The sequence below is a fragment of the Mesorhizobium sp. C120A genome, assembly GCF_030323105.1.
Taxonomy (GTDB): domain Bacteria; phylum Pseudomonadota; class Alphaproteobacteria; order Rhizobiales; family Rhizobiaceae; genus Mesorhizobium.
In genome coordinates this window covers 1,705,017-1,726,200 of record NZ_CP100476.1, presented here as the reverse complement: position 1 = coordinate 1,726,200, position 21,184 = coordinate 1,705,017, and the positions used below count along the sequence as shown (strand labels likewise).

At 64.6% G+C, this 21,184-nt stretch carries 24 protein-coding genes; 12 read left to right on the top strand and 12 right to left on the bottom strand.

Annotation, left to right across the window (positions count from 1 at the left end; translation table 11 throughout):
* The first annotated feature begins 8 nt into the window (after window positions 1-8).
* From kdpC to NL532_RS08485, 3 genes are all read left to right on the top strand, one after another.
* Window positions 9-575 (top strand): potassium-transporting ATPase subunit KdpC, encoded by a 567-nt coding sequence (gene kdpC / locus NL532_RS08495; protein WP_023744101.1) that lies wholly within the window; start codon window positions 9-11, stop codon window positions 573-575.
* A 67-nt stretch (window positions 576-642) separates the two neighbouring features.
* Window positions 643-3,375: a DUF4118 domain-containing protein gene (locus NL532_RS08490; RefSeq protein ID WP_286488057.1), complete on the top strand. Its 2,733-nt coding sequence runs from the start codon at window positions 643-645 to the stop codon at window positions 3,373-3,375.
* Window positions 3,372-4,064: a response regulator transcription factor gene (locus NL532_RS08485; protein WP_023691942.1), complete on the top strand. Its 693-nt coding sequence runs from the start codon at window positions 3,372-3,374 to the stop codon at window positions 4,062-4,064. The genes NL532_RS08490 and NL532_RS08485 overlap by 4 nt, the downstream gene beginning before the upstream one ends.
* A gap of 15 nt (window positions 4,065-4,079) precedes the next feature.
* On the opposite strand, the gene NL532_RS08480 is transcribed toward NL532_RS08485, so the two are convergent.
* Window positions 4,080-4,670, bottom strand: coding sequence for an invasion associated locus B family protein (locus NL532_RS08480; protein ID WP_023691943.1), 591 nt, complete (start codon window positions 4,668-4,670; stop codon window positions 4,080-4,082).
* A gap of 236 nt (window positions 4,671-4,906) precedes the next feature.
* On the opposite strand from NL532_RS08480, the gene NL532_RS08475 reads away from it, so the two are divergent.
* Entirely contained in the window at window positions 4,907-5,179 is a 273-nt protein-coding gene (locus tag NL532_RS08475; protein WP_023669716.1) for a hypothetical protein, read from the top strand.
* A 120-nt stretch (window positions 5,180-5,299) separates the two neighbouring features.
* The gene (locus NL532_RS08470) at window positions 5,300-5,776 is read left to right on the top strand and encodes an NUDIX hydrolase (RefSeq protein ID WP_023669717.1); all 477 of its coding nucleotides are present in this window, start codon (window positions 5,300-5,302) and stop codon (window positions 5,774-5,776) included.
* Between the two features lie 6 nt (window positions 5,777-5,782).
* Here NL532_RS08470 and NL532_RS08465 read toward each other — a convergent pair whose 3' ends face one another.
* From NL532_RS08465 to NL532_RS08445, 5 genes are all read right to left on the bottom strand, one after another.
* Window positions 5,783-6,649, bottom strand: coding sequence for a citryl-CoA lyase (locus NL532_RS08465; protein WP_031196006.1), 867 nt, complete (start codon window positions 6,647-6,649; stop codon window positions 5,783-5,785).
* On the bottom strand, window positions 6,646-7,824 hold the full coding sequence (locus NL532_RS08460; RefSeq protein WP_031202716.1) for a CaiB/BaiF CoA transferase family protein: 1,179 nt from the start codon (window positions 7,822-7,824) through the stop codon (window positions 6,646-6,648). The genes NL532_RS08465 and NL532_RS08460 overlap by 4 nt, the downstream gene beginning before the upstream one ends.
* 15 nt (window positions 7,825-7,839) lie before the next feature.
* On the bottom strand, window positions 7,840-9,363 hold the full coding sequence (locus tag NL532_RS08455) for a tripartite tricarboxylate transporter permease (RefSeq protein WP_023686551.1): 1,524 nt from the start codon (window positions 9,361-9,363) through the stop codon (window positions 7,840-7,842).
* A 4-nt stretch (window positions 9,364-9,367) separates the two neighbouring features.
* On the bottom strand, window positions 9,368-9,904 hold the full coding sequence (locus NL532_RS08450; RefSeq protein WP_023700086.1) for a tripartite tricarboxylate transporter TctB family protein: 537 nt from the start codon (window positions 9,902-9,904) through the stop codon (window positions 9,368-9,370).
* Window positions 9,905-10,028: 124 nt separating this feature from the next.
* Entirely contained in the window at window positions 10,029-11,006 is a 978-nt protein-coding gene (locus NL532_RS08445) for a Bug family tripartite tricarboxylate transporter substrate binding protein (RefSeq protein ID WP_023691946.1), read from the bottom strand.
* 206 nt (window positions 11,007-11,212) lie between these two features.
* On the opposite strand from NL532_RS08445, the gene NL532_RS08440 reads away from it, so the two are divergent.
* Window positions 11,213-11,986, top strand: coding sequence for an IclR family transcriptional regulator (locus NL532_RS08440; RefSeq protein ID WP_023683085.1), 774 nt, complete (start codon window positions 11,213-11,215; stop codon window positions 11,984-11,986).
* Here NL532_RS08440 and NL532_RS08435 read toward each other — a convergent pair.
* From NL532_RS08435 to NL532_RS08420, 4 genes are all read right to left on the bottom strand, one after another.
* Complete coding sequence (locus NL532_RS08435) at window positions 11,973-12,611, bottom strand: OmpA family protein (RefSeq protein WP_245270174.1); 639 nt, start codon at window positions 12,609-12,611, stop codon at window positions 11,973-11,975. The two genes, NL532_RS08440 and NL532_RS08435, sit on opposite strands and share 14 nt — an antisense overlap.
* Window positions 12,583-13,074, bottom strand: a complete 492-nt coding sequence (locus tag NL532_RS08430; RefSeq protein WP_245270173.1) for a DUF4892 domain-containing protein — start codon at window positions 13,072-13,074, stop codon at window positions 12,583-12,585. The genes NL532_RS08435 and NL532_RS08430 overlap by 29 nt, the downstream gene beginning before the upstream one ends.
* A gap of 120 nt (window positions 13,075-13,194) precedes the next feature.
* Entirely contained in the window at window positions 13,195-13,734 is a 540-nt protein-coding gene (locus tag NL532_RS08425; RefSeq protein WP_023686555.1) for a GNAT family N-acetyltransferase, read from the bottom strand.
* Window positions 13,735-13,876: 142 nt separating this feature from the next.
* Window positions 13,877-14,107 (bottom strand): YdeI/OmpD-associated family protein, encoded by a 231-nt coding sequence (locus NL532_RS08420; protein ID WP_023683083.1) that lies wholly within the window; start codon window positions 14,105-14,107, stop codon window positions 13,877-13,879.
* Between the two features lie 141 nt (window positions 14,108-14,248).
* On the opposite strand from NL532_RS08420, the gene NL532_RS08415 reads away from it, so the two are divergent.
* The 4 genes from NL532_RS08415 (at window position 14,249) to NL532_RS08400 (ending at window position 17,949) form a co-directional block, all read left to right on the top strand.
* Complete coding sequence (locus NL532_RS08415) at window positions 14,249-14,704, top strand: DUF2214 family protein (RefSeq protein ID WP_023700090.1); 456 nt, start codon at window positions 14,249-14,251, stop codon at window positions 14,702-14,704.
* A gap of 177 nt (window positions 14,705-14,881) precedes the next feature.
* The gene (locus NL532_RS08410) at window positions 14,882-15,859 is read left to right on the top strand and encodes a tripartite tricarboxylate transporter substrate-binding protein (protein ID WP_023699120.1); all 978 of its coding nucleotides are present in this window, start codon (window positions 14,882-14,884) and stop codon (window positions 15,857-15,859) included.
* A gap of 98 nt (window positions 15,860-15,957) precedes the next feature.
* Complete coding sequence (locus tag NL532_RS08405) at window positions 15,958-16,431, top strand: tripartite tricarboxylate transporter TctB family protein (RefSeq protein ID WP_023686558.1); 474 nt, start codon at window positions 15,958-15,960, stop codon at window positions 16,429-16,431.
* Window positions 16,432-16,440: 9 nt separating this feature from the next.
* Window positions 16,441-17,949, top strand: a complete 1,509-nt coding sequence (locus NL532_RS08400) for a tripartite tricarboxylate transporter permease (RefSeq protein ID WP_023683079.1) — start codon at window positions 16,441-16,443, stop codon at window positions 17,947-17,949.
* Here NL532_RS08400 and nth read toward each other — a convergent pair.
* Window positions 17,909-18,742: an endonuclease III gene (gene nth / locus NL532_RS08395; RefSeq protein ID WP_023828334.1), complete on the bottom strand. Its 834-nt coding sequence runs from the start codon at window positions 18,740-18,742 to the stop codon at window positions 17,909-17,911. The two genes, NL532_RS08400 and nth, sit on opposite strands and share 41 nt — an antisense overlap.
* A gap of 22 nt (window positions 18,743-18,764) precedes the next feature.
* On the opposite strand from nth, the gene NL532_RS08390 reads away from it, so the two are divergent.
* The gene (locus tag NL532_RS08390) at window positions 18,765-19,259 is read left to right on the top strand and encodes a DUF2244 domain-containing protein (protein WP_023669732.1); all 495 of its coding nucleotides are present in this window, start codon (window positions 18,765-18,767) and stop codon (window positions 19,257-19,259) included.
* Window positions 19,260-19,269: 10 nt separating this feature from the next.
* Here the strand turns inward: NL532_RS08390 and NL532_RS08385 are convergent, their stop codons facing one another.
* Window positions 19,270-20,085, bottom strand: a complete 816-nt coding sequence (locus NL532_RS08385) for a class I SAM-dependent methyltransferase (RefSeq protein ID WP_023828333.1) — start codon at window positions 20,083-20,085, stop codon at window positions 19,270-19,272.
* 115 nt (window positions 20,086-20,200) lie between these two features.
* On the opposite strand from NL532_RS08385, the gene NL532_RS08380 reads away from it, so the two are divergent.
* Window positions 20,201-21,106 carry a methylated-DNA--[protein]-cysteine S-methyltransferase gene (locus NL532_RS08380; protein ID WP_023669734.1) on the top strand — a complete coding sequence of 302 codons (906 nt, stop codon included), beginning with the start codon at window positions 20,201-20,203 and terminating at the stop codon, window positions 21,104-21,106.
* Window positions 21,107-21,184 lie beyond the last annotated feature (78 nt).

Genomic DNA, 21,184 nt, shown 5'->3' with positions numbered 1-21,184 from the left:
ATACGTCCATGCTCACTCAGATAAGACCCGCTGTTATCATGATCGTCTTTTTCACCGTTTTGACCGGCCTGATCTATCCCCTGGGCATGACCGGCATCGCCCAGGCGCTGTTTCCGCACCAGGCCAATGGCAGCTTGATCGAGAAAAACGGCACGGTCATCGGCTCCGAACTGATCGGCCAGGGCTTTGCCGACGACAAGTATTTCCATGGCCGCCCCTCGGCTGCCGGCGACGGATACAACGCCGCAGCGTCCAGCGGCTCCAATCTCGGTCCGACCAACCCCAAGCTGATCGACCGCATCAAGGGCGATGTTGCAAAGCTGAAGGCGGAGAACCCGAACCAGCCGGTGCCGATGGATCTGGTGACGACGTCCGGCAGCGGCCTCGACCCCGCCATCAGCCCGGACGCCGCCTATTTCCAGGTCGCTCGGGTGGCCAAGGCCAGGGGCTTCGACGAAGCCAAGGTCAAGGCGCTTGTCGACAGCCATGTCGAAGGCCGCGAACTCGGCTTCCTCGGCGAGCCGGTCGTCAATGTGCTGGCGCTCAACCTGGCACTGGACGATACCAAGCAGTGAGAGACAATCTCTGAAGCCAGGGGCCGGGGATCGACACGATCCTCGGCGCCGTTCATGATCGAGCCTGATGCCGGACGCCAGAAGCAACGATACCAGACCCTCTCCGGACGCGCTGCTCGAGCATGCGGAACGGGAAGAGCGCGGCCGTCTGCGGATATTTCTCGGCGCTGCCCCCGGCGTCGGCAAGACCTATGAAATGCTGATGGCCGGCCGCGCTAGGCTGGCTGACGGCGTCGACGTAGTGGTCGGCGTCGTGGAGACCCACGGCCGCAAGGAAACACTGGCGCTGGTCGAAGGCTACGAGGTGATCCCGCGCCAGAAGGTCGACTACAAGGACCGCGTGCTGGACGAGATGGACATCGATGCCATTCTCGCCCGCCGGCCGGCGCTGGTGCTCGTCGACGAACTCGCCCACACCAATGCGCCAGGCAGCCGCCACCCCAAGCGCTATCTCGACGTCCAGGAAATCCTTGCGCGCGGCATCGACGTCTACACCACGCTCAATATCCAGCATGTCGAGAGCCTGAATGACGTCGTGGCACAGATCACCCGCGTCAGGGTGCGCGAAACGGTCCCGGACTCCATCATCGACCAGGCCGACGACATCGAGATCATCGACCTCACGCCCGACGACCTGATCAAGCGGCTGAAGGAGGGCAAGGTCTATTTCCCCAACACTGCCCAGCGCGCAGTCGAAAACTATTTCTCGCCGGGCAATCTGACCGCGCTTCGGGAATTGGCGCTGCGCCGCACCGCCCAGCGCGTCGACGAGCAGTTGCTCAACCACATGCAGTCGCACGCCATTCTCGGCCCCTGGGCGGCGGGCGAAAGGGTGCTCGTCTGCGTCGATGCGCGTCCGGGCGGAGCGTCTCGTGTCCGCTATGCGCGCCGGCTGGCCGACCGGCTGCGCGCACCGTGGACGGCGCTGCATGTCGACACGCCGCGTTCGGCCGGCATGTCGGAGGAAGACAAGGACCAGCTGGCCACGCTCTTGCGCCTGGCCGAGCAGCTCGGCGCCGAGGTGACGACCATTCCGGGCCAGAACGTCGCCCAGGACATCGTCCGCCACGCCACAGTGAACAATTTCACCCATATCGTCGTCGGCAGGCCGACCCGCTCGCGCTGGCGCGAACTGATCGAGGGCTCGCTCACCTACGATCTGATCCGCAATGCCGGCGATATCAGCGTCCATGTCATTTCAGGAACGGAGCGCGACAACGAGGCCACGTCGAGGGTCAAGGCGGCGGCCGAGCAGACACCATTTCAAATCTGGCCTTATCTTTTCTCGACCGTCTATGTCGCCGGCGCGCTTGCCGTCAGTGCCGTCCTCGATCAGTTCCTCGACGTTCGCAACCTTGCCAGCGTGCTTCTGCTGGCGGTGCTGACATCGGCAGTGACCTTTGGCCTGTGGCCGGCGCTGTACGCCTGTTTCCTCAGCGCCATTGCCTTCAACTTCTTCTTTCTCGAGCCGCGCTACACGATGACGATCCGCGATCCGGAGAGCATCGTTGCCTTCGCCGTCTTCCTCGTCGTTGCCGTCATCGCCAGCAATCTGACGGCGCGTGTGCAGCGTCAGGCAGCCGCCGCCCGTTCACGCGCCCGGGCCACCGAGGACATCTACCTCTTTTCAAAGAAGCTCGCCGGCGCCGGCACGCTCGACGACGTTTTGTGGGCCACAGCCTTCCAGATCGCCTCGATGCTGAAGCTGCGCGTGGTGCTGCTTTTGCCGGAAGAAGGCACGATCACCGTCAAGGCCGGTTATCCCCCCGATGACACGCTGGCCGAGGCCGACATCGCGGCTGCACGCTGGGCTTGGGAACACAACCGGGCTGCCGGCCGTGGCGCCGATACCCTGCCCGGGGCAAAACGCCTCTACCTCCCCTTGCGCACCGCACGCACGGCCGTCGGCGTCGTCGGCCTCGACAATGACAAGCAAGGCCCGCTGCTGACGCCCGAGCAACAGCGCCTGCTCGACGCGCTGGCCGACCAGGCGGCGGTTGCCATCGAGCGCATCCAGCTGGTCGCCGATGTCGACCGCGCCAGGCTGGCGGCCGAGGCCGACCGCTTGCGCTCGGCACTGCTGACGTCGATCTCGCATGATCTGAAGACGCCGCTGGCGGCCATCATGGGCGCGGCCGGCACGCTCAGGGAATTTGCGCCGGCACTGCCCGAGAACGATCGGGCCGAGCTGCTGACCACCGTGCTCGACGAGTCCGAACGGCTGAACCGCTTCATCGCCAATCTGCTCGACATGACCAAGATTGAATCGGGCGCCATGGAACCGAATTTCGCCCTGCACTATGTCGGCGATGTCGTTGGCTCGGCCTTGCAGCGGGCACGCAAGATCACTGCCGGGCACAAGACCGAGGTTGATATTCCGGCCGACCTGCCGATGCTGAAGCTTGATCCCGTGCTGTTCGAACAAATGCTGTTCAATCTGCTCGACAATGCCGCGAAATACGCGCCACAGGGATCGACAATCCGGCTGCAGGGCTGGGCCGACAATGGCTCCGTCGCGCTGCAGATCATGGATGAGGGACCGGGCATTCCGCCCGCCGACCTGGAGCGCGTCTTCGACAGCTTTTACCGGGTGCGCAAGCGCGATCAGGTCCAGGCCGGCACCGGGCTCGGCCTGTCGATCTGCCGGGGCTTCATCGAGGCGATGGGCGGCACGATCATGGCGGCGAACCGCAGCGATCGCCCGGGCGCAGTCTTCACAATCCGCATGCCGAGGTTGGTACAATCGTCCGATACGGACGTATCAGGTGTGGACGAGCAAGCATCTGGCGATCCGGCATGACAAATTCCAATGTCAGCATACTGGTCGTCGATGACGAGCCGCCGATCCGCAAACTGCTGCGCGTCGGCCTCGGCAGCCAGGGCTATGCGGTCAGCGAAGCGCCCAACGCCAAGGCTGCGATCGAACTCGTCGATGCACAAAAGCCGGATCTGATCCTGCTCGACCTCGGCCTGCCCGGCATGGGTGGCCTCGATCTCCTGCGGAAATGGCGCGACGACGGCCTCGACGTGCCCGTGGTCATCCTGTCCAGCCGCACCGACGAAGCCGGCATCGTCGCGGCGCTCGAACTCGGCGCTGACGACTACATCACCAAGCCGTTCGGCATGAACGAGCTTGTCGCCCGCATCCGCGTCGCGCTGCGCCACAAATTCCAGCAGCAGGGCGAAAAGCCGGTGTTCCACACCGGAGATCTCAGCGTCGACCTGGTCAAGCGCATCGTCAAGGTCGAAGGCAAGGAGATAAAGCTCTCCCCCAAGGAGTACGACATATTGCGCATTATGGTGCAGCATGCCGGCAAGGTGCTGACCCACCATTTCCTGCTGAAGCAGGTGTGGGGCGATTCGACCGACGTGCAGTATCTCAGGGTCTATGTCCGCCAGCTCCGGCAGAAGATCGAAAAGTCGCCCGACCAGCCGCGCTACATCACCACCGAGACCGGCGTTGGGTACCGGCTGCGCGAGGTTGAGTGACCGGACGTTTTCCGCTCAGTCCGCCGAGAGTTCCGCGGTCCGTGCCAGTGCGCCGCCGAAGCCGTTGAGCGGGATGGTGAAACTCACCGCTTGACCGGTGTCGGCCGCGAAGGCGTCGATCTTGAGCGTGGTGGCTGCCTTGAGCAGCGGCGTGACGCTGGCATCGAACGCCACCGGCACCAGGCAGCCGACGGCCTGGCAGGTGTTGAACGGCAGGCTGCCTTCCAGCTTCTGGTCGTCGATGGTCAGGCTGACGCCTTTGGCGAGCGCCAGGCCGAACGGCAGCGCCAGCGTTCCGGCGGCATCGTCGCCGCTCTTGCTCGACAGCTCGATCGCCAGCAGGCGCTGGTTGGACTGCTTGTTGAACTGCTGATGCGACAGGCTGCAAACCTTGGCCGTGCCGGTTACCTGGCAATTGACCGTCCAGTCGCCATGTGTCTCGGACAGCGCCGAGGCGCCGCCAGGCAATGTCGGGCCGGCAGCAGGGGCGGGCGCTGCGGCGGCAGGCGCCGCCTTGTCGGTCTTGGTTTGCGCCGCGACTGCCACCGGGCCAAGAATACAGATGCTGCCCAGTAGCGCCGCGAAATATACTTGCCTGCTTTTCATCAATATGCTCCCGATTGTGCCTCGAGTCAGCCGCGATTGAGCCCGAGATCCGCGCCCGATAGAGCGGTCAATCGATCTTTTCTGTCAAGTGCGGCAGGCCGCATCCTCGGGCCAATGGCAGACCGGCCCATGGCAGACCGGCCCATGGCAGATCGAGACGAACGCCCTATATAGAGAGGAGGTTATATCTGTACGGGAATGAACTGATGTCGACGCTTCGCCTATCGACAGTTCTGATGTCGGCAATGCTGGCAGCAGCAACGCTCGCCGGCATCATGCAATCTGCTGCGGCTCAATCCGTCAATCCCAGCGCCAACCGGCTGATCCAGCAGAACCAGCTGCAGCAATTGCGCAACAGCCTGCAGCGGCAGCAGTTCCAGCAACAGCAGCAGCAATATCGCGAGCAGGACCGTCGGATCGTGCCGCAGCCGCGCCCCGAAGTGCCCGTCGTCCGGCAAGCCTGTCCGATTCAGATCGTCAACAACCAGATTGTGCGTGTTTGCCGTTGATATCGGTTGCTTGCGATTTACTTAGTCGACTTATTTACTAAAAATGCTCATTGCCTCGCGGGCATATCAGGGTTTGCAGGCGGCGTGCGGCGGTGCGCCCGCCGACCGGATTTTCAGCACATGGCGACGACGAAGAAAAAGGCGGTACGCAAGGCAAGGCGAGGCGAACGCATTCGCCAGGTCGCCGCCATTCCCTTTCGTCTGGACGTTTCAGGCAATTTCGAAGTGATGCTGGTGACGTCGCGAGCGACGAAGCGCTTTATCGTGCCCAAGGGCTGGCCGATGAAAGGAAAGAGCGGGCGCAAGGCCGCCACCATCGAGGCGCGCGAAGAAGCCGGCGTGCTCGGCAAGACCCGCAAGGCGCCTGCCGGCAGCTATTCCTACTGGAAACGGCTGGAGCACAATTTCGTGCGCGTCGACGTCGTCGTCTATCTGTTGGAGGTGTCCGAGGAACTGGCCAACTGGCAGGAGGCCAAGAGCCGCCAGCGGGCATGGCTCAAGCCGCAGGACGCGGCGTTGCTCATCGATGAGCCGGATCTCTCGACGCTGATGGCCAACCTGGCGCCGCCTCAGCCGGCAGTGCCGGACCCGGCCTGACCAACCTCACTTGCCCTCGTCCCCTTCAGCGGGACCCTCATCCCCCTCAGCGGGAAATGGCCGCAGCGGCGTGCCCGTATAGGCCCACAGCCATTCGCGCGGCAGCGGCCCTTTGTTGCGCTCGCTTTGCTGCGACTGTTCCCATGCATGCGCCAGGATGCCGACCGAGCGCGAGAGCACGAACAGGCCGCGCGTCAACGGCGGCGGAAAGCCGAGCTCGCCATAGATGACGGCGGTGGCGCCGTCGATGTTGAGCGGTATTTTCTTCCCCTTGCGCCGTGCCACCTCTGATTCGACGGCCTCGGCGATGTCGGCAAAGCGTCCGCTGACGACGCCGCGCGCGGCAAACTCGCGCGTCACTGCGATCAGGCGCGGCGCGCGCGGATCGACCGGGTGGAAGCGATGGCCAAATCCCGGCACATAGCCTTTCTCCTCGGCGAAGAAACGGTCGAGCCGTGCGGCTACGGCTTGGTCCAGCGCAACACCCTGGTCAAGTGCCACGGCAATGTCGCCATAGAAGGACAGCGCCTGTTCGCCGGCGCCGCCATGCACGTCACCCAGCACGTTGACGGCGGACGCCATGGCGCTGTTGATGCCGACGCCGCAGGTGATGGCCATGCGGGCAATGGCGATCGACGGCGCCTGCGGCCCGTGGTCGACGGCCGCCCCCAGCGCAATGCCGAGCAGCGCCGCCTGCTCCTCGCTCGGCAATTCGCCGCGCAGCATCAACCAGATCGTGGCCGGAAAGCTGACGCGGCCGATCAGCTCCTGGATTTCATAGCCGCGCAGCCGGATGATGCCGGGGCTCATCTCGATGATGCCGGTCTGCCACCATTCCTCGCCGCGTTCGCGGCCGGTTTTTCTCTCGCTCACGCGCTTCTCCTGGCGCGCGGCGGCAGGGTGGAAAAAACCTCGTCCATATGCTCGCCCAGCACAGGCGGCGGCAGGACCGGCAAGGGTGCCGCGCCATCGACCATGAAGCCGCCGCGCACCACGGTCAGCGGCTGCGCCATGCCGGGCAGACCCTGGAAACGCGCGGTCATGTCGCGCTCGACCACCTGGCGCTCGCCAAGCACCTGCGGGATCGTCAGCACCCGGCCCGCCGGAACGCCGGCGCGGTTGAACTTTTCTTCCCAGGCAGCCGCCGAGGCGCTCGCAAGCGCTGTCTCGATCAGCCCTTTCAAGGAGGCGCGGTTCTGCTTGCGCGTCTCGCGCTCGGCAAAGCGCGGATCGTCGGCCAGTTCCGGCTGGCCGATCAGCCGGCAAAGCGTGACGAACTGCTCCTGCTTGTTGGCGGCGATGTTGAGCAGGCCGTCGCCGGTGCAAAACGCGCCGGAGGGCGCAGCCGTCATGTTCTCATTGCCCATCGGCTGCGGCTCGACACCGGCGGTCAGATAGTTGGACACCGGCCAGCCCAGCGCCGACAGCGTGCATTCCAGCATCGAGACATCGAGAAACGCGCCCTCGCCCGAGGTCTTCTGCTTGACCAGCGCCGCGGCGATGGCGAAGGCCCCGACCAGCCCGCCCAGCGTGTCGGCGACGGGATAGCCGACCCGCAAGGGTGCTGTCTCCGGCGTGCCGGTGATGCTCATGATACCGGACAGCCCCTGGATGATCTGGTCGTAGGCCGGATTGTCGCGCATCGGCCCGCTCTGGCCGAAACCGGATATGGCGCAATAGACGAGACCGGGGCGGACCGCTTTCAGCACCTCATAGCCGAGACCCAGCCGCCCCATCACGCCCGGTCGAAAATTCTCGACCAGCGCGTCGGCCGAGGCGACGAGATCGAGGAAGCGTTCGCGGTCGGCTTCGCTTTTGAGATCCAGCACCACCGATCGCTTGCCGGCATTCTGCGCCAGGAACGACGCGCCCATGCCGGCTTTGTTGAGCGCCGGCGAGGCGCCGAGCTGGCGCGCCAGATCGCCGCCTTGCGGCGTCTCGACCTTGATGACATCGGCGCCGAGCAGCGCCAGCTGATAGGCACAATAAGGGCCCGCCAGCACATTGGTCAGGTCGAGGATGCGGATGCCGGCAAGCAGATCGGTCATGATGCTCCAGGTTGCTCAGGCATCGCCCGGCACATGCTCCGGTCCGCGACGGCGCCGGTGCTCGATGAAGGCCCAGATATGCGGCCCGGCTAGACCGATGAAGGCGAGGATCAGCAGCACCAGCGACAGCTTGTGGGTGTAGAACACCGACCAGTCGCCGTTCGAGATCGTCATCGCCCGGCGGAACTGCGTTTCGGCGAGCGGCCCCAGGATCATGCCGATGATGACCGGCGCTGTCGGGAAATCGAAGCGCCGCATCAGGAAGCCGGCGGCCCCCAGGAGATAGAGGATGACGAGGTCGATCGGCGATTGCGAGATGCCGTAGGTGCCGACGGTGGCGAACACCAGGATGCCGGCATAGAGCTGCGGCGCCGGGATTTTCAACAGCCGTACCCACAGCCCGATCAGCGGCAGGTTGAGGACGACCAGGATGACGTTGGCGATGAACAGGCTGGCGATCAGGCCCCAGACCAGATCGGCCTGGGTCGTCAACAGCAGCGGTCCCGGATTGATGCCGTAGCTCTGGAAGGCCGACAGCATGATTGCGGCGGTCGCCGAGGTCGGCAGGCCAAGGGTGAGCATCGGCACCAGCACGCCGGCGGCAGACGCATTGTTGGCGGCTTCCGGTCCGGCAACGCCCTCGATGGCGCCGACCGTGCCGAACTCCTCCTTGTGCTTCGACAGCTTCTTTTCGATGGCATAGGACAGGAAGGTCGGGATCTCGGCGCCGCCGGCAGGCATGGCGCCGATCGGGAAGCCGATAAAAGCGCCGCGCAGCCATGGCTTCCACGATCGTCCCCATTCGGCCGCTGTCATGTAGAGCGATCCCTTGAGCGGCACGATCTCGTCCTTGCCGGCATAGCGGCGCGAGGCCATGTAGAGCGTCTCGCCGACGGCAAACAGGCCGACCGCGGCAATGATGACATCGACGCCATCGAGCAGTTCGTTCATGCCGAAGGTGAAGCGCGGCTGTCCCGTCTGCAGGTCGACGCCGATCATGCCGATGACGAAGCCGATGAACAGGCTGGTGAGGCCGCGCACGGAGGACGAGCCGAGCACCGCCGAAACCGTGATGAAGGCGAGCACCATCAGCGAGAAATATTCGGCCGGACCAAAGGCCAGCGCGAACTTCACCACCACCGGCGCCAGGAAGGCGACGCCCATCGTGCCGATGGTGCCGGCGACGAAGGAGCCGATCGCCGAGGTCGCCAGTGCCGCGCCGCCGCGACCCGAGCGGGCCATCCTGTTGCCTTCCAGCGCGGTGACGATGGTGGCGCTTTCGCCCGGCGTGTTGAGCAGGATCGAGGTCGTCGAGCCGCCATACATGGCGCCGTAATAGATGCCAGCAAACAGGATGAAGGACGCCTCCGGCGCCACCTGGTAGGTGATCGGCAGCAGCAGCGCGATGGTCAGCGCCGGCCCGAGGCCGGGCAGCACGCCGATGGCGGTGCCGAGCGTGGTGCCGACCAGGCACCACAACAGGTTCATCGGCGAGAAAGCGACGGAAAATCCGTGGGCGAGATGGCCGAGCGTCTCCATGGCGTCAGCCCCTTACAGTGGCGATGATCGCGTCGATCACCGTGTTCAGCTGGTTTTCGATGAAGCCGGCGCCAATGTTGACGCCGAGCGCCCTGGCAAAGCCGAAATAGGCGGCAAGCGCCAGGATCAAGCCGGTCAGCGCATCGCGCAGCGTGTGCTTGCTGCCGAAGCCATAACAGACGAGCACGAACATGATGACCGAGGCGGCGGTGAAGCCGAGCGGCTGGATCAGCACCAGATTGGCGACCAGGCCTGCAACGACGATGCCCATCGCCTTCCAGTCGGTCGGCGTTTCCTTTTCCTCCTGCGGCTGCCAGCCGCCGCGCAGCGCGGCGACGATGAGCAGCAGCGAAAGCACGATCATGCCGGTCATGGTGATGTAGGGAAAGACGGTCGGCCCGACCTTGGAATAGAGCGGCGAAACCGGGATCGCCAGGGTCTGCCACGCCACGGCCGCAGCACAGGCGAGAAGCCCGATGCCGATCAACAATTCGGGCATGGCAAGGCGCGGGGGCGCCGGCTGCTGGTCGCTGGTGCTCATCGATGTCCTCCCGAGATGGCCGGCATCCTCCCGCCGGCCGCATCCGCAGTTTCACTCCCAGCGCATGATATGTCCATGCCGCAGGCGAATGTCGGAGGGGCGGCCGTGGCCGCCCCTGAAGACATCAGGCGAGGCCGAGATCCTTGAGGATCGCGGTGATGCGGGCGGTGTCGTCGACGAGGAATTTCGCATAGTCGTCGCCGGTAAGCAGGATGGGCGTCCAGTTACGGTTCTTGCACTCGGCTGCCCAGGCATCGCTCTTGGCCATGGTCTCGATCATCGTGACCATCGCCGCCTTGTCGGCGTCGGAGACGCCTGGCGGTGCGAAGACGCCGCGCCAGTTGAACAGTTCGACGTCAATGCCGGCTTCCTTCATCGTCGGTGCGTCGATGCCGTCCTGGCGCTTGTCGGCGGAGATCGCCAACAGCCGAAGCGCGCCCGCCTTGACCTGCTCGGAGAACTCGCCGAAGCCGGAAATGCCGGCCGCCACCTGGTTGCCGAGCAGCGCCGACAGCGCCTCGCCGCCGCCGGCGAAAGGCACATAGGAGAGGTTGGTTGCCGGAACGCCGACCGTCTTGGCGATCAGCCCGAACAGGATGTGGTCGGAGCCGCCGGCCGAGCCGCCGGCCACGGGAACCTTGGTCGGATCCGCTTTGAGCGCGGCGACGAAATCGCCGGCCGTCTTGAACGGCGAATCCGCCGGCACCACCAGCGCCTCGAACTCGCCGGTGAGGCGGGCGATGGGCGTCACTTCGGAAAGGTTGTTGGCCGATTTGTTGGCGATGATGGCGCCGACCATGACCATGCCGGCCACCATCAGCGAATTGCCCTTGCCCTTCCACTGGCTGATGAACTGCGGCAGGCCGACAGTGCCGCCGGCGCCGCCGACATTGGTGATCTGCGAGCCGGAGATCAGTTTTTCACTGCGCAGCACCTGGTCGATGGTGCGCCCCGTCTGGTCCCAGCCGCCGCCGGGCGCGGCCGGCACGAAGATCTGGATCTGCGGTGCATCCTGAGCGAAAGCGGGCGTCAAATGCGTTGCGACGAATCCGGCAGCGCCTGCGGCCGCGGTGCTCATCAAAAATCTGCGTCTGTTCAGCATGGGATTCCTCCAAATCACGACACCTCCTCCGGTGCCTGCCAGAAACGTAGCCTGAAAACAGACCCGCTCGGCAAAAATTCATGCCGATTTCGGTACGTTCTGTCAACAGGAACGCTGTTCTACTAGACAGAACCATGGATGTGCGGCACAATCGCTTCGGCCGGCCTTTGTCCGAGCAGGTAAACTGGAATGAAACTGTTCGTGAGATGACCGAAGCGCGATCCCAGCCGTTGCCGGCCGATGGCGTTGCCGCGCTCGACCGCGCGATCGCCATTCTCGACGCGTTCGCGACCGCCGACCGCTCGCTCAGCCTGGCCGAGATCGCGGCGCGCACCGGGCTCTACAAAAGCACCATTTTGAGGCTGGCGAACTCATTGCTGCGCGGGCAGTTGCTGGAGCGGCTCGACGATGGCCGCTACCGCATCGGACCCGCCACCTTCCGGCTCGGCGCGCTCTACCAGCGCTCCGTGGTGGCGGTCGACATCCTGCTGCCGATCATGCGCGATCTCGCCGAGCGCAGCTGGGAAAGCGTGGCGTTCTATGTCCGCTCGGGCGACGCCCGCACCTGTCTCTACCGCGTCGAATCCAAGCATCCTATCCGCTACACGATCCGGGAAGGCGACCTGCTGCCGTTGCTCACCGGCTCGGGCGGCCGCGTGCTGGCAGCGTTTTCAGGCCAGCCGGGCGAACCATACGAGACCATCCGCAAGGCCTGCCACTATCTGTCGATCGGCGATCGCGACCCTGAGACGGCGGGCGTCTCGGTGCCGGTGTTCGGACCGGGCCGCGTTCTGCTCGGCGCCTTGACGCTGGCCGGCCCGTCGACACGCGTCGATACGGCGTTCCTGCGCCGCATGACACCGGACCTGCTGGAGGCCGCCGCTCGCGCCACCCGCGCCTTTGGCGAGGATGCCTCGATGCTGGAGCAGGCAGCGCGCCTAGCCGGCGCTGAAACCGTGATCGGCCTCAGTTCGCCTTGACCAGCACCACGCGGCGGTTCTTGGCGCGGCCGGCTTCGTCGTCATTGCTGGCGACGGGCGCCATCATGCCGGCGCCGGCGGCGGTCAGCCGGCCGCCATCGATGCCGTATTTCGAGACCAGCGCCGCCTTCACCGACTGCGCCCGCCGCGACGACAGATCGATATTGTAGTCGAAGGCGCCCTGGTTGTCGGTATGACCGACGACGATCACCGCCATGCCGGGCTCGTTGGTCAGAAGCGTCGAGATCTCCTTCAGCGTCGGTTCCGATTCCGGCTTGATGTCGGCCTTGTCGGTGTCGAAGAAGATGCCGTAGAGCGAGATGGAGCCGGTGGCCGACAGCGAATCCGCCATCTTGGCCGCTTCGACCACCACCATCTTCTTGTCGCGCGCCTTGGGCTCCAGCACCTGAACGACGGCGATGGTGCGGCCGTTGAGTTCCTTGCAGTAGAGGTCGTCGATCAGCGAATAGGCCTGAACAGTGACATAGGCGCCGCCGCCATCCTGCGGCACCTTGGCAGCGAAGAAGCGCTGGTCGTTGATACCGGTGGTTACCGCACAGGCGCCATTGGAAAAGGCCGCGTCCTTGACGTCGCTTTCATGGAAGAAATACATCATCAGGCTCATGTCGCCGCCGCCACCGCTCGACGACCGGTCGGCGGCGCCGCCGCACTCTTCCCTTCTTGCATTCGAACAGGACTTCGCCGCCGGCGGCCGCGATCACATCCTTGTAGTTGCGCAGCACTTCGAGCGGGGAGCGCTCGGCCGGCAGCACATAGGCGATGCGGGTCAGCGCGCCTTCGACCTCAGCCTTCTTGTCCGGCGCGAACACACGGTTGTTCATCGTGTCACGGGCATCCGGATCGGCGCTCGGCTTCAGCGGCGACAGCGGCACTGTAAAATCGGTATAGGCGAATTTTTCGTAGGAGACGATGAACGACCCCTCGTAGCGCTTGGCCAGATGATTGTCGGCACCGCCCTCGATGTCGGCGGTCGGTACCGTCGCATCGGCGCCCGCCAGTTGCACGGCCGCCAGGAGCAGCAGCCCCGCCCAGAAAAGCTTCAGAAATATCGCATTGATCGCACGCATGGTCGGCTCCCCCAAAGGGCAATTCCAGGAAAAGTGTGAGCGGTTTTCCCACAGGAATTGCGTAGCTAGATTAGAATAGCCAACCCTGGCAGAACGTGGAAATTGCGTCGATGAAGCGCCTCACACCCGCCGTTCGAGCAGGATCGTCAGCCCGTCGTGATAGGTCGTTTCCAGGACCTTGGTGTAGCCGCACTTTGCCGCAACGTTCAACGAGCCGGTGTTTTCCGGATCGATGATGCAGACGGTTCTCGCGCCGGCAAAGGTTTCGTCGCCCCAGGCCAGGGCCCTTCTGACGACTTCGCTGGCAAGACCCTTGCCATGTGCTTGGGGCGCCAGCGCCCAGCCGGCTTCCGGAATGCCCTCGAGCGACGGCTCGATGTCGCGCTTCAGATCGTGGAATCCGGCCTCGCCGATGAAGCGACCGCTGGCCTTGTCCTCGACCGCCCAGAAGCCGTAGCCGAGCAGCGACCACAGGCCGGCATGCCGCAGGAACCGCATCCAGCTTTCCTCCCGCGTCCGCGGCTTGCCGCCGATGAAACGGGTGGTGACGGGGTCGGCCCACATGACGGCATAGTCGTCGAAATCTTCGATCCGGTGCGCCCGCATGATGGTCCGTTCCGTTTCGAGAACCGGGACGCCGGCTGTTTTTGGACTGCCCATGAAACTCTGCCTCCGTTGACGGTCAGCGCTTAGCAAACCAGCGCGCCCGGACAAGGGCCAAGCCGGATCATCATTCAGCCAGGGAAGCTTCCGAACGGCCTGGCGCGACCAGGCGGTCGAAGCGAACAGCGTCGGCTTACTTTCAGCCGTGCCAGACCATCTTCATGTAGAGCCCACCGCGCCGCAATTCGTCCAGCATCTGGTCGAGCCGCTTCTGCCTGGTGTCGCTGCGTTTGGCGCGGGCGACCCAGCCGAGATAATCGTTCTTCTGGTAGTCCGGCCGCGCCTCGTAGGCCGCTGTCAGTCCTTTTTCGGTCAGGGCGATGCGGATGTCGTCCGGCATCGGGTTCAGGGCGCGCTTCAGTCCGGTCATTTCAGAAAACCCCAGCTGTCAGGATGGCGACGCCGATGGTCCAACCCAGGTCCGCCTCTGGGAATTCTGCCGAACGATGCTACCTTTCGCAACCGGTCCGGCAAGGGCCGGTCTCGATACCGCCAATGGGAGGAGAACGCCATGGACACCACCGATCTCGTGCTTGCCATTTTCCATCATCTGCTGGTGTTCTCGCTGGCCGGCATCATTGGCGCCGAATTTGTCCTGATCCGCGGCGACCTCTCCGCCGCCACGCTGAAGCGGCTTGCCGGCATCGACCGCCACTACGGCATCCTCGCGATGTCGATCATCATCGTCGGCATCGGCCGCGTCGTCTACGGCCTGAAGGGCTGGGAGTTCTATGTCTACAACTGGGTGTTCTGGGCCAAGATGGCGGCGTTCGGCATCGTTGGCCTGCTGTCGATCATCCCGACCATCCGCTTCATCTCCTGGAACCGGCAAGCCAGCGCCAGTCCCGGCTTCCAGGTGCCGGCGGCGGAACTCGCCTCGGTGAAGACCTATGTGCGCGCCGAGGCCTTCATCTTCCTGCTGATCCCGGTCTTCGCGGCGGCGATGGCGCGCGGCTACGGTTATTGAAGCAACGCCAACACGAAACCCCATCTTCGCCGGGCATACTCCCCCTGATTGCCATGGTTGCGCACGACTGTATTTTGCAGTTTGCGTCAGGCGACAATCTGTTAGCTTGCCTTTGTTGCACCCTGCTGCCTGACCTGCACAGCGATCGGAGATTGATATCCTGGGAGGAGAATTACGATGAGGAAAATTGTAGCCGCCCTGGCCGCCGCCGCGGCCGTCACGCTTTATTCGTTCACCGCCAGCGCACAGACGTATCCCGAGCGCACCATCACCGTCGTCGTGCCGTTTGCGGCCGGCGGTCCGACCGACACGGTTACGCGGCTCGTCGCCGAAGCCATGTCGAAGGATCTCGGCCAGCAGATCATCGTCGAAAATGTCGGCGGCGCCGGCGGCACGCTGGGCGCCGGCCGCGTCGCCAACGCCGACCCGGATGGCTACACGCTGCTCCTCCATCACATCGGCATGGCGACCAGCGCGACCCTCTACAGAAAACTCGCCTACGACACGCTGAACGGCTTCGAGTATATCGGCCTCGTCACCGAGGTGCCGATGGCGATCGTCGCCCGCAAGGATCTGGAGCCGGCCGACCTGAAAGGGCTGGTCGAATACGCCAAGACCAACAAGGACACCATCACCGTCGCCAATGCCGGCATCGGCGCTGCCTCGCATCTGTGCGGCATGCTGTTCATGAGCGCCATCGGCACGCCGCTGGTCACCGTGCCCTACAAGGGCACCGGCCCGGCCATGACCGACCTTCTCGGCGGCCAGGTCGACATTATGTGCGACCAGACCACCAACACCACCAAGCAGATCCAGGGCGGCACGATCAAGGCCTATGCCGTCACCACGCCGGAGCGCCTCGACGTGCTGAAGGACGTGCCGACGACCATCGAAGCCGGCCTGCCCGCGGTGCAGGTCGGCATCTGGCACGGCCTCTATGCGCCGAAGGGCACGCCGGCCGAGATCACCGGCCGACTGTCGAAATCGCTCCAGGTCGCGCTGAAGGACCCCAACGTCATCGCCCGCTTTGCCGAACTCGGCACCAAGCCGTCGTCCGAGTCCGACGCGACGCCGGCAGCGCTGAAGGCCAAGCTGGAAGGCGAGATCACGCGCTGGAAGCCGATCATCGAAGCCGCCGGCCAATACGCCGACTGAGGCTTGAACGGGGCGCTGCCGGCGCCCCGTTTTCGCTTCGACGTCCGTTTTCACATTTGCAACGGCAAGCCCGTTGCAAGGGTCAGGGGAGGACCGCCATGAAACCTTTCGCCATCGACAGGACAAACGGCCTGTGCGCCGCGCTGTTCATCTTTTTCGGCGCCTTTTTCGCGATACAATCGCTCGGCCTCGAAATCGGCACCGCCTTTCGCATGGGACCGGGCTATTTCCCGCTGGTGCTGGCGATCGTGCTGATCGTGCTCGGCGCCATCATCCTCGTCCAGGCGGTGCGCGTCGAGGGCGAGCCGATCGGCCCCATTGCGTGGCGCGGCATGCTGTTCATCCTGCCGGCGCCGATCTTTTTCGGCATGACCGTGCGCGGCCTCGGCTTCGTCCCGTCGATCTTCCTGACGGCGTTGATCGCCTCTTTTGCCAGCGCCCGCATGAAGCCGCTGACGGCACTTCTGCTGTCGGCCGGCCTGACGCTGTTTTCGGTGCTGGTCTTCAGCTACGCGCTCGGGCTGCCATTCCAGCGCTTCGGCCCCTGGTTGCCCCAATGGCTGGCATTGTGAGGCGCTGAGATGGACCTCCTCAGGAACCTCGAACTCGGCTTTTCGACGGCCACCACGCCGGCCAATCTGGGTTTTTGCCTCATCGGCGTTCTGCTCGGCACGCTGATCGGCGTCCTGCCCGGCATCGGCGCCACCGCAACCATCGCCATGCTGCTGCCGATCACCTTTCAGATCGGCGACCCGGTCTCGTCCCTCATCATGCTGGCCGGCATCTACTACGGCGCCCAGTATGGCGGTTCGACCACCGCCATTCTCATCAACATGCCCGGCGAATCCTCCTCGGCCGTGACCGCCATCGACGGCTACCAGATGGCCAGGAACGGTCGCGCCGGGGCGGCTCTGGCGATCGCCGCGATCGGCTCGTTCTTCGCCGGCACGGTGTCGACCTTCCTCGTCGCCGTCTTTGCCCCGCCGCTGACGGCAATAGCCCTGCAATTCGGCGCGGCCGAATATTTTTCGCTGATGATCGTCGGCCTCGTCTCGTCCATCGCGCTCGCCCACGGCTCGATCGTCAAGGCGCTGGCGATGGTCGTGCTCGGCCTGCTGCTCGGCATTGTCGGCACCGACATCTACACCGGCACGCCGCGCTTCACGCTCGGCATCCGCGAATATGCCGACGGGCTGAACTTCGTCGCGGTGGCGGTCGGCGTCTTCGGCGTTGCCGAGATCCTGCGCAATCTCGAAAACGAGCACGAGCGCTCGGTGATGATCAAAAAGGTCTCCGGCCTGATGCCGACCCGCGACGACTTCAAGGCGATGGCCGCGCCCATCGTGCGCGGCACGATCATCGGTTCGGCGCTCGGCATCCTGCCCGGCGGCGGCGCGGTGCTTGCGGCCTTTGCCTCCTACACGGTCGAAAAGCGCGTGTCGAAACACCCGGAGGAGTTCGGCAAGGGCGCCATCGCCGGCGTCGCCGGCCCGGAATCGGCCAACAATGCCGGCGCCCAGACCTCCTTCATTCCGATGCTGACGCTGGGCATTCCGGCCAATCCGGTCATGGCGCTGATGATCGGCGCCATGATCATCCAGGGCATCGTGCCCGGCCCCAATGTCGCGATCGAGCAGCCGGCGCTGTTCTGGGGCATCATCGCCTCGATGTGGATCGGCAATCTGATGCTGATCGTGCTGAACCTGCCGCTGATCGGGCTGTGGGTGAAGCTGCTGACGATCCCCTATTATGTGCTCTTCCCGATCATCATGGCGTTCTGCTCGATCGGCGTTTACAGCGTCAACACCAACGCCTTCGATCTCTACGCGGTCGCATTCTTCGGCCTGCTCGGCTACATCCTGACCAAGCTGCGCTGCGAACCCGCACCCCTGCTGCTCGGCTTCGTGCTCGGCCCGCTGCTCGAGGAAAACCTGCGCCGCGCCATGATCCTGTCGCGCGGCGACCCCTCGACCTTCGTGACGCGGCCGATCAGCGCCGGCCTGCTGCTCGTCGCACTGGCCGTGCTCGTCGTCGTCTTCCTGCCGTCGGTCAAGAAGAAGCGCGAAGAGGTGTTCGTGGAGGAAAGCTAGTTGTCGGGACGCCGGGCGCCGCGATTTCCACCAGCGGCGCCGGCACATCGGTCGTCTTCACTTCGGCCTTGCAGAGATCGGCGATGACGCAGGCCGGGCAATCGGGTTTGCGCGCCTTGCAGACATAGCGGCCATGCAGGATCAGCCAGTGATGCGCGTGGCGCATATACTCGTCCGGAATGATCCGCAGCAGCCCTTGCTCGACCTGCTCCGGCGTCTTGCCTGGCGCCAGGCCGAGGCGGTTGCCGATGCGGAAAATATGGGTGTCGACCGCCATCGTGTGCTGGCCGAACGCCATGTTGAGCACGACATTGGCGGTCTTGCGCCCGACCCCCGGCAGCTTGACCAACTCATCGCGCTCGCTGGGCACCTCGCCGCCGTAATCGCGTATCAGCGCCTCCGAGAGCGCCACGACATTCTTGGCCTTGTTGCGCCAGAGTCCGATGGTGCGGATGTACTCGCCGACCCTGGCTCCGCCCAGCGCCAGCATCTTTTCAGGTGTGTCGGCGACCTTGAACAACGCCCGCGTCGCCTTGTTGACGCCGGCATCGGTCGCCTGCGCCGACAGCACCACGGCCACCAGCAGCGTGAAGGCGTTGACGTGCTCGAGCTCGCCCTTCGGCTCGGGCCGCTGCACCGAAAACCGCCGGAAGATCTCATGCACCTCGGCGGCGCTGTAGAGCGAACGGAGCCGCGCCGGCCGCGGTCGCCGCTTGGCATTCGAGCCGTCGCGCCGCCCGGGCGGCAGTTCACTTTTGGATAGGGAAAGATTTTTGGACTTGGGGCTGGCCATTTCCCTCCTATAATATCCTGGGATGAGCGACACAAACGCCTCGTTTCAGGCCGACGAGCCATTCTTCCAGGCGCTGCTGACACCGCACCGCTCGCTGGGCCGCACCGGCTTTGCCGTGCTGATGGGCGCGCTGCTGTTCGGCTGGGTGGTGACCGGGGCGTTTTTCCTGTCGCGCGGCGCTTGGCCGGTGTTCGGCTTCTTCGGCCTCGACGTCATCGCCGTCTACATCGCCTTCCGCGCCAACTATCGTGCCGCCCGTGCCCGCGAGGAAGTGTCGGTGTCGCGCACCAGCCTCGACATCCGCAAGACGGCGCCCTCGGGAAAGTCGGAAGCGCATCGCTTCAACCCGTTCTGGGCGCGCTTTTCCGTCGCGCGCCATGCCGAGATCGGCATCACCAGGATGACGGTGGAAGCACAAGGACAGAATGTGCCGATCGGGTCATTCCTGGACCCTGACTCCCGCGAGAGTTTTGCCACTGCATTTTCACGTGCTCTGACAAAAGCCAGGACGCGTTAGAGCCGGCGCGTCAGAACCGGTAGCGTAAAATCCTGCCGACCTTGCGCAATGCGGGAATGTGTCTCCAGAGCCCGATGAACAGTTTTGCGGACCAGCTCATATGCGCTGTGCGTTCCGCGCTGTAGGCCGAGATATCGTCGACAAAGCGCAGCTTCGGAACGGCACGCTCCAGTACCTGCGGGTCGTCGATCGCCCAGTGAACCTCGGCGCCCGTCGCCCTGATGGTCGGATCGAGGCGCAGCATCTTCAGGCCGAAGTGGCTGTAGGCGTCGAACATCAGCTCGCCGCCGGCAAGATGCGCGACAAGGCGTGACAGCAGCCGTGGCCCCTCCTCTACCGGGAGATAAGGCGTCAACCCCTCCATCACCACGACGGCCGGACGATTGCGCGGCACTTCTGCCAGCCAGTCTGGGTCGGTTACCGAAGAGCCGACGAGGTGGTAATGGTCCCGGGACGGGTAAAGCTTGCGCCGGAGCGCGATGACATCCGGAAAATCGACATCGAACCACTCCACGCATTCGGGTGGATCGACACGGAAAATGCGCGTATCGAGCCCGCAGCCGAGATGCAGCACGATGGCGCCGGGATTTCTGGCGATGAAATCCTGAACGCGGACATCATACGTCTTGGCCCGGATCGCCAGGCCGATGCCGAGATTGGTGTCGACCTTGAGGCGCGAGAAATCATAGTCGATCTTGCGCACGGCCTCGTCGGCGAAGCGATCCCCGAGCAGCGAATGCGGCAGCCGGCTTTCCAGTGCCTTGCCATAAAGCGTCATCAGCAAGGTCTCCCTTGCTCCGCTCAGATTCACCCTTTCGCCGGCCATTGGCATCTCCCGGGGCGCAATCCAGTATTTATCTGGGAACAGGCGGCAACAAGGCAAGTTTCGGGTGGTTGCAAGGGGCGGAAAGACCGATATTCGCGGTCAAGGAGATATTGCCATGAACGCCCAGATGACCATGAATACGCAGATGAAACCGACAGCGATCCTGCAGCACGACATCACCCCCGAGGGCAGCGACTACGAGGTCGTGCGCCGCGCCATCGAGAAGATCAGCCTCGACTATCGCGACCAGCCCTCGCTGGAAGCCCTGGCAGCCGATGTCGGCGAGACACCCACGGGCCTGCAAAAACTGTTCACCCGCTGGGCCGGCCTGTCGCCAAAAGCCTTCCTGCAGGCGGTCACCCTCGACCATGCCCGCAAACTGCTCGATTCCGGCATGCCGCTCCTCGAAACATCGTTCGAACTCGGCATGTCCGGCCCCGGCCGGCTGCACGATTTGTTCGTCACCCATGAAGCGATGTCGCCGGGCGACTACAAGACGCGCGGCGCTGGCCTGACCATCCGCTACGGCTACCACATCTCGCCCTTCGGCATCGCCCTGATCATGGTCACCGACCGTGGCCTTGCGGGGCTCGCCTTCAACGATCCGGGCGGCGAGCGGGCGGCTTTCGCCGACATGTCGGGCCGCTGGCCGAACGCCACCTATGTCGAGGACATGAGCGCCACCCAGCCCTATGCGGCGCGCATCTTCGATCCGACATTGTGGCGCGCCGACCAGCCGCTGCGCGTGGTGATGATCGGCTCCGACTTCCAGCTGCGCGTCTGGGACGCGCTGCTCAGGATCCCGATGGGCAAGGCCTGCACTTATTCCTCGATCGCCTCCAGGATCGGCGCGCCAAACGCCAGCCGGGCGGTGGGGGCGGCGGTCGGTGCCAACCCATTGTCATTCGTCGTCCCTTGCCATCGGGCGCTGGGCAAGTCCGGCGCACTCACCGGCTACCACTGGGGCCTGACCCGCAAACGCGCCATCCTCGGTTGGGAAGCGGGCCAGACCGCGTCCTGAAGCTGCCCGCATCAAACAACACCGGCGAAATCCCTTCGCCGGTGTTTTTCTTTTTGCGAGCTCCCGGCGCAAAACATC

What these genes read in the sequence shown, in the direction of transcription:
- NL532_RS08470 (WP_023669717.1), top strand. Translation starts at nt 5,300, where the DNA reads ATGGCGACGACGAAGAAAAAGGCGGTACGCAAGGCAAGGCGAGGCGAA.
- NL532_RS08480 (WP_023691943.1), bottom strand. Translation starts at nt 4,670, where the DNA reads ATGAAAAGCAGGCAAGTATATTTCGCGGCGCTACTGGGCAGCATCTGT.
- NL532_RS08400 (WP_023683079.1), top strand. Translation starts at nt 16,441, where the DNA reads ATGGACCTCCTCAGGAACCTCGAACTCGGCTTTTCGACGGCCACCACG.
- NL532_RS08440 (WP_023683085.1), top strand. Translation starts at nt 11,213, where the DNA reads ATGACCGAAGCGCGATCCCAGCCGTTGCCGGCCGATGGCGTTGCCGCG.
- NL532_RS08475 (WP_023669716.1), top strand. Translation starts at nt 4,907, where the DNA reads ATGTCGGCAATGCTGGCAGCAGCAACGCTCGCCGGCATCATGCAATCT.
- NL532_RS08380 (WP_023669734.1), top strand. Translation starts at nt 20,201, where the DNA reads ATGAACGCCCAGATGACCATGAATACGCAGATGAAACCGACAGCGATC.
- NL532_RS08445 (WP_023691946.1), bottom strand. Translation starts at nt 11,006, where the DNA reads ATGCTGAACAGACGCAGATTTTTGATGAGCACCGCGGCCGCAGGCGCT.
- NL532_RS08410 (WP_023699120.1), top strand. Translation starts at nt 14,882, where the DNA reads ATGAGGAAAATTGTAGCCGCCCTGGCCGCCGCCGCGGCCGTCACGCTT.
- NL532_RS08385 (WP_023828333.1), bottom strand. Translation starts at nt 20,085, where the DNA reads ATGGCCGGCGAAAGGGTGAATCTGAGCGGAGCAAGGGAGACCTTGCTG.
- NL532_RS08415 (WP_023700090.1), top strand. Translation starts at nt 14,249, where the DNA reads ATGGACACCACCGATCTCGTGCTTGCCATTTTCCATCATCTGCTGGTG.
- NL532_RS08420 (WP_023683083.1), bottom strand. Translation starts at nt 14,107, where the DNA reads ATGACCGGACTGAAGCGCGCCCTGAACCCGATGCCGGACGACATCCGC.
- NL532_RS08390 (WP_023669732.1), top strand. Translation starts at nt 18,765, where the DNA reads ATGAGCGACACAAACGCCTCGTTTCAGGCCGACGAGCCATTCTTCCAG.
- kdpC (WP_023744101.1), top strand. Translation starts at nt 9, where the DNA reads ATGCTCACTCAGATAAGACCCGCTGTTATCATGATCGTCTTTTTCACC.
- NL532_RS08490 (WP_286488057.1), top strand. Translation starts at nt 643, where the DNA reads ATGCCGGACGCCAGAAGCAACGATACCAGACCCTCTCCGGACGCGCTG.
- nth (WP_023828334.1), bottom strand. Translation starts at nt 18,742, where the DNA reads ATGGCCAGCCCCAAGTCCAAAAATCTTTCCCTATCCAAAAGTGAACTG.
- NL532_RS08485 (WP_023691942.1), top strand. Translation starts at nt 3,372, where the DNA reads ATGACAAATTCCAATGTCAGCATACTGGTCGTCGATGACGAGCCGCCG.
- NL532_RS08460 (WP_031202716.1), bottom strand. Translation starts at nt 7,824, where the DNA reads ATGACCGATCTGCTTGCCGGCATCCGCATCCTCGACCTGACCAATGTG.
- NL532_RS08405 (WP_023686558.1), top strand. Translation starts at nt 15,958, where the DNA reads ATGAAACCTTTCGCCATCGACAGGACAAACGGCCTGTGCGCCGCGCTG.
- NL532_RS08430 (WP_245270173.1), bottom strand. Translation starts at nt 13,074, where the DNA reads ATGCGTGCGATCAATGCGATATTTCTGAAGCTTTTCTGGGCGGGGCTG.
- NL532_RS08435 (WP_245270174.1), bottom strand. Translation starts at nt 12,611, where the DNA reads ATGAGCCTGATGATGTATTTCTTCCATGAAAGCGACGTCAAGGACGCG.
- NL532_RS08450 (WP_023700086.1), bottom strand. Translation starts at nt 9,904, where the DNA reads ATGAGCACCAGCGACCAGCAGCCGGCGCCCCCGCGCCTTGCCATGCCC.
- NL532_RS08425 (WP_023686555.1), bottom strand. Translation starts at nt 13,734, where the DNA reads ATGGGCAGTCCAAAAACAGCCGGCGTCCCGGTTCTCGAAACGGAACGG.
- NL532_RS08455 (WP_023686551.1), bottom strand. Translation starts at nt 9,363, where the DNA reads ATGGAGACGCTCGGCCATCTCGCCCACGGATTTTCCGTCGCTTTCTCG.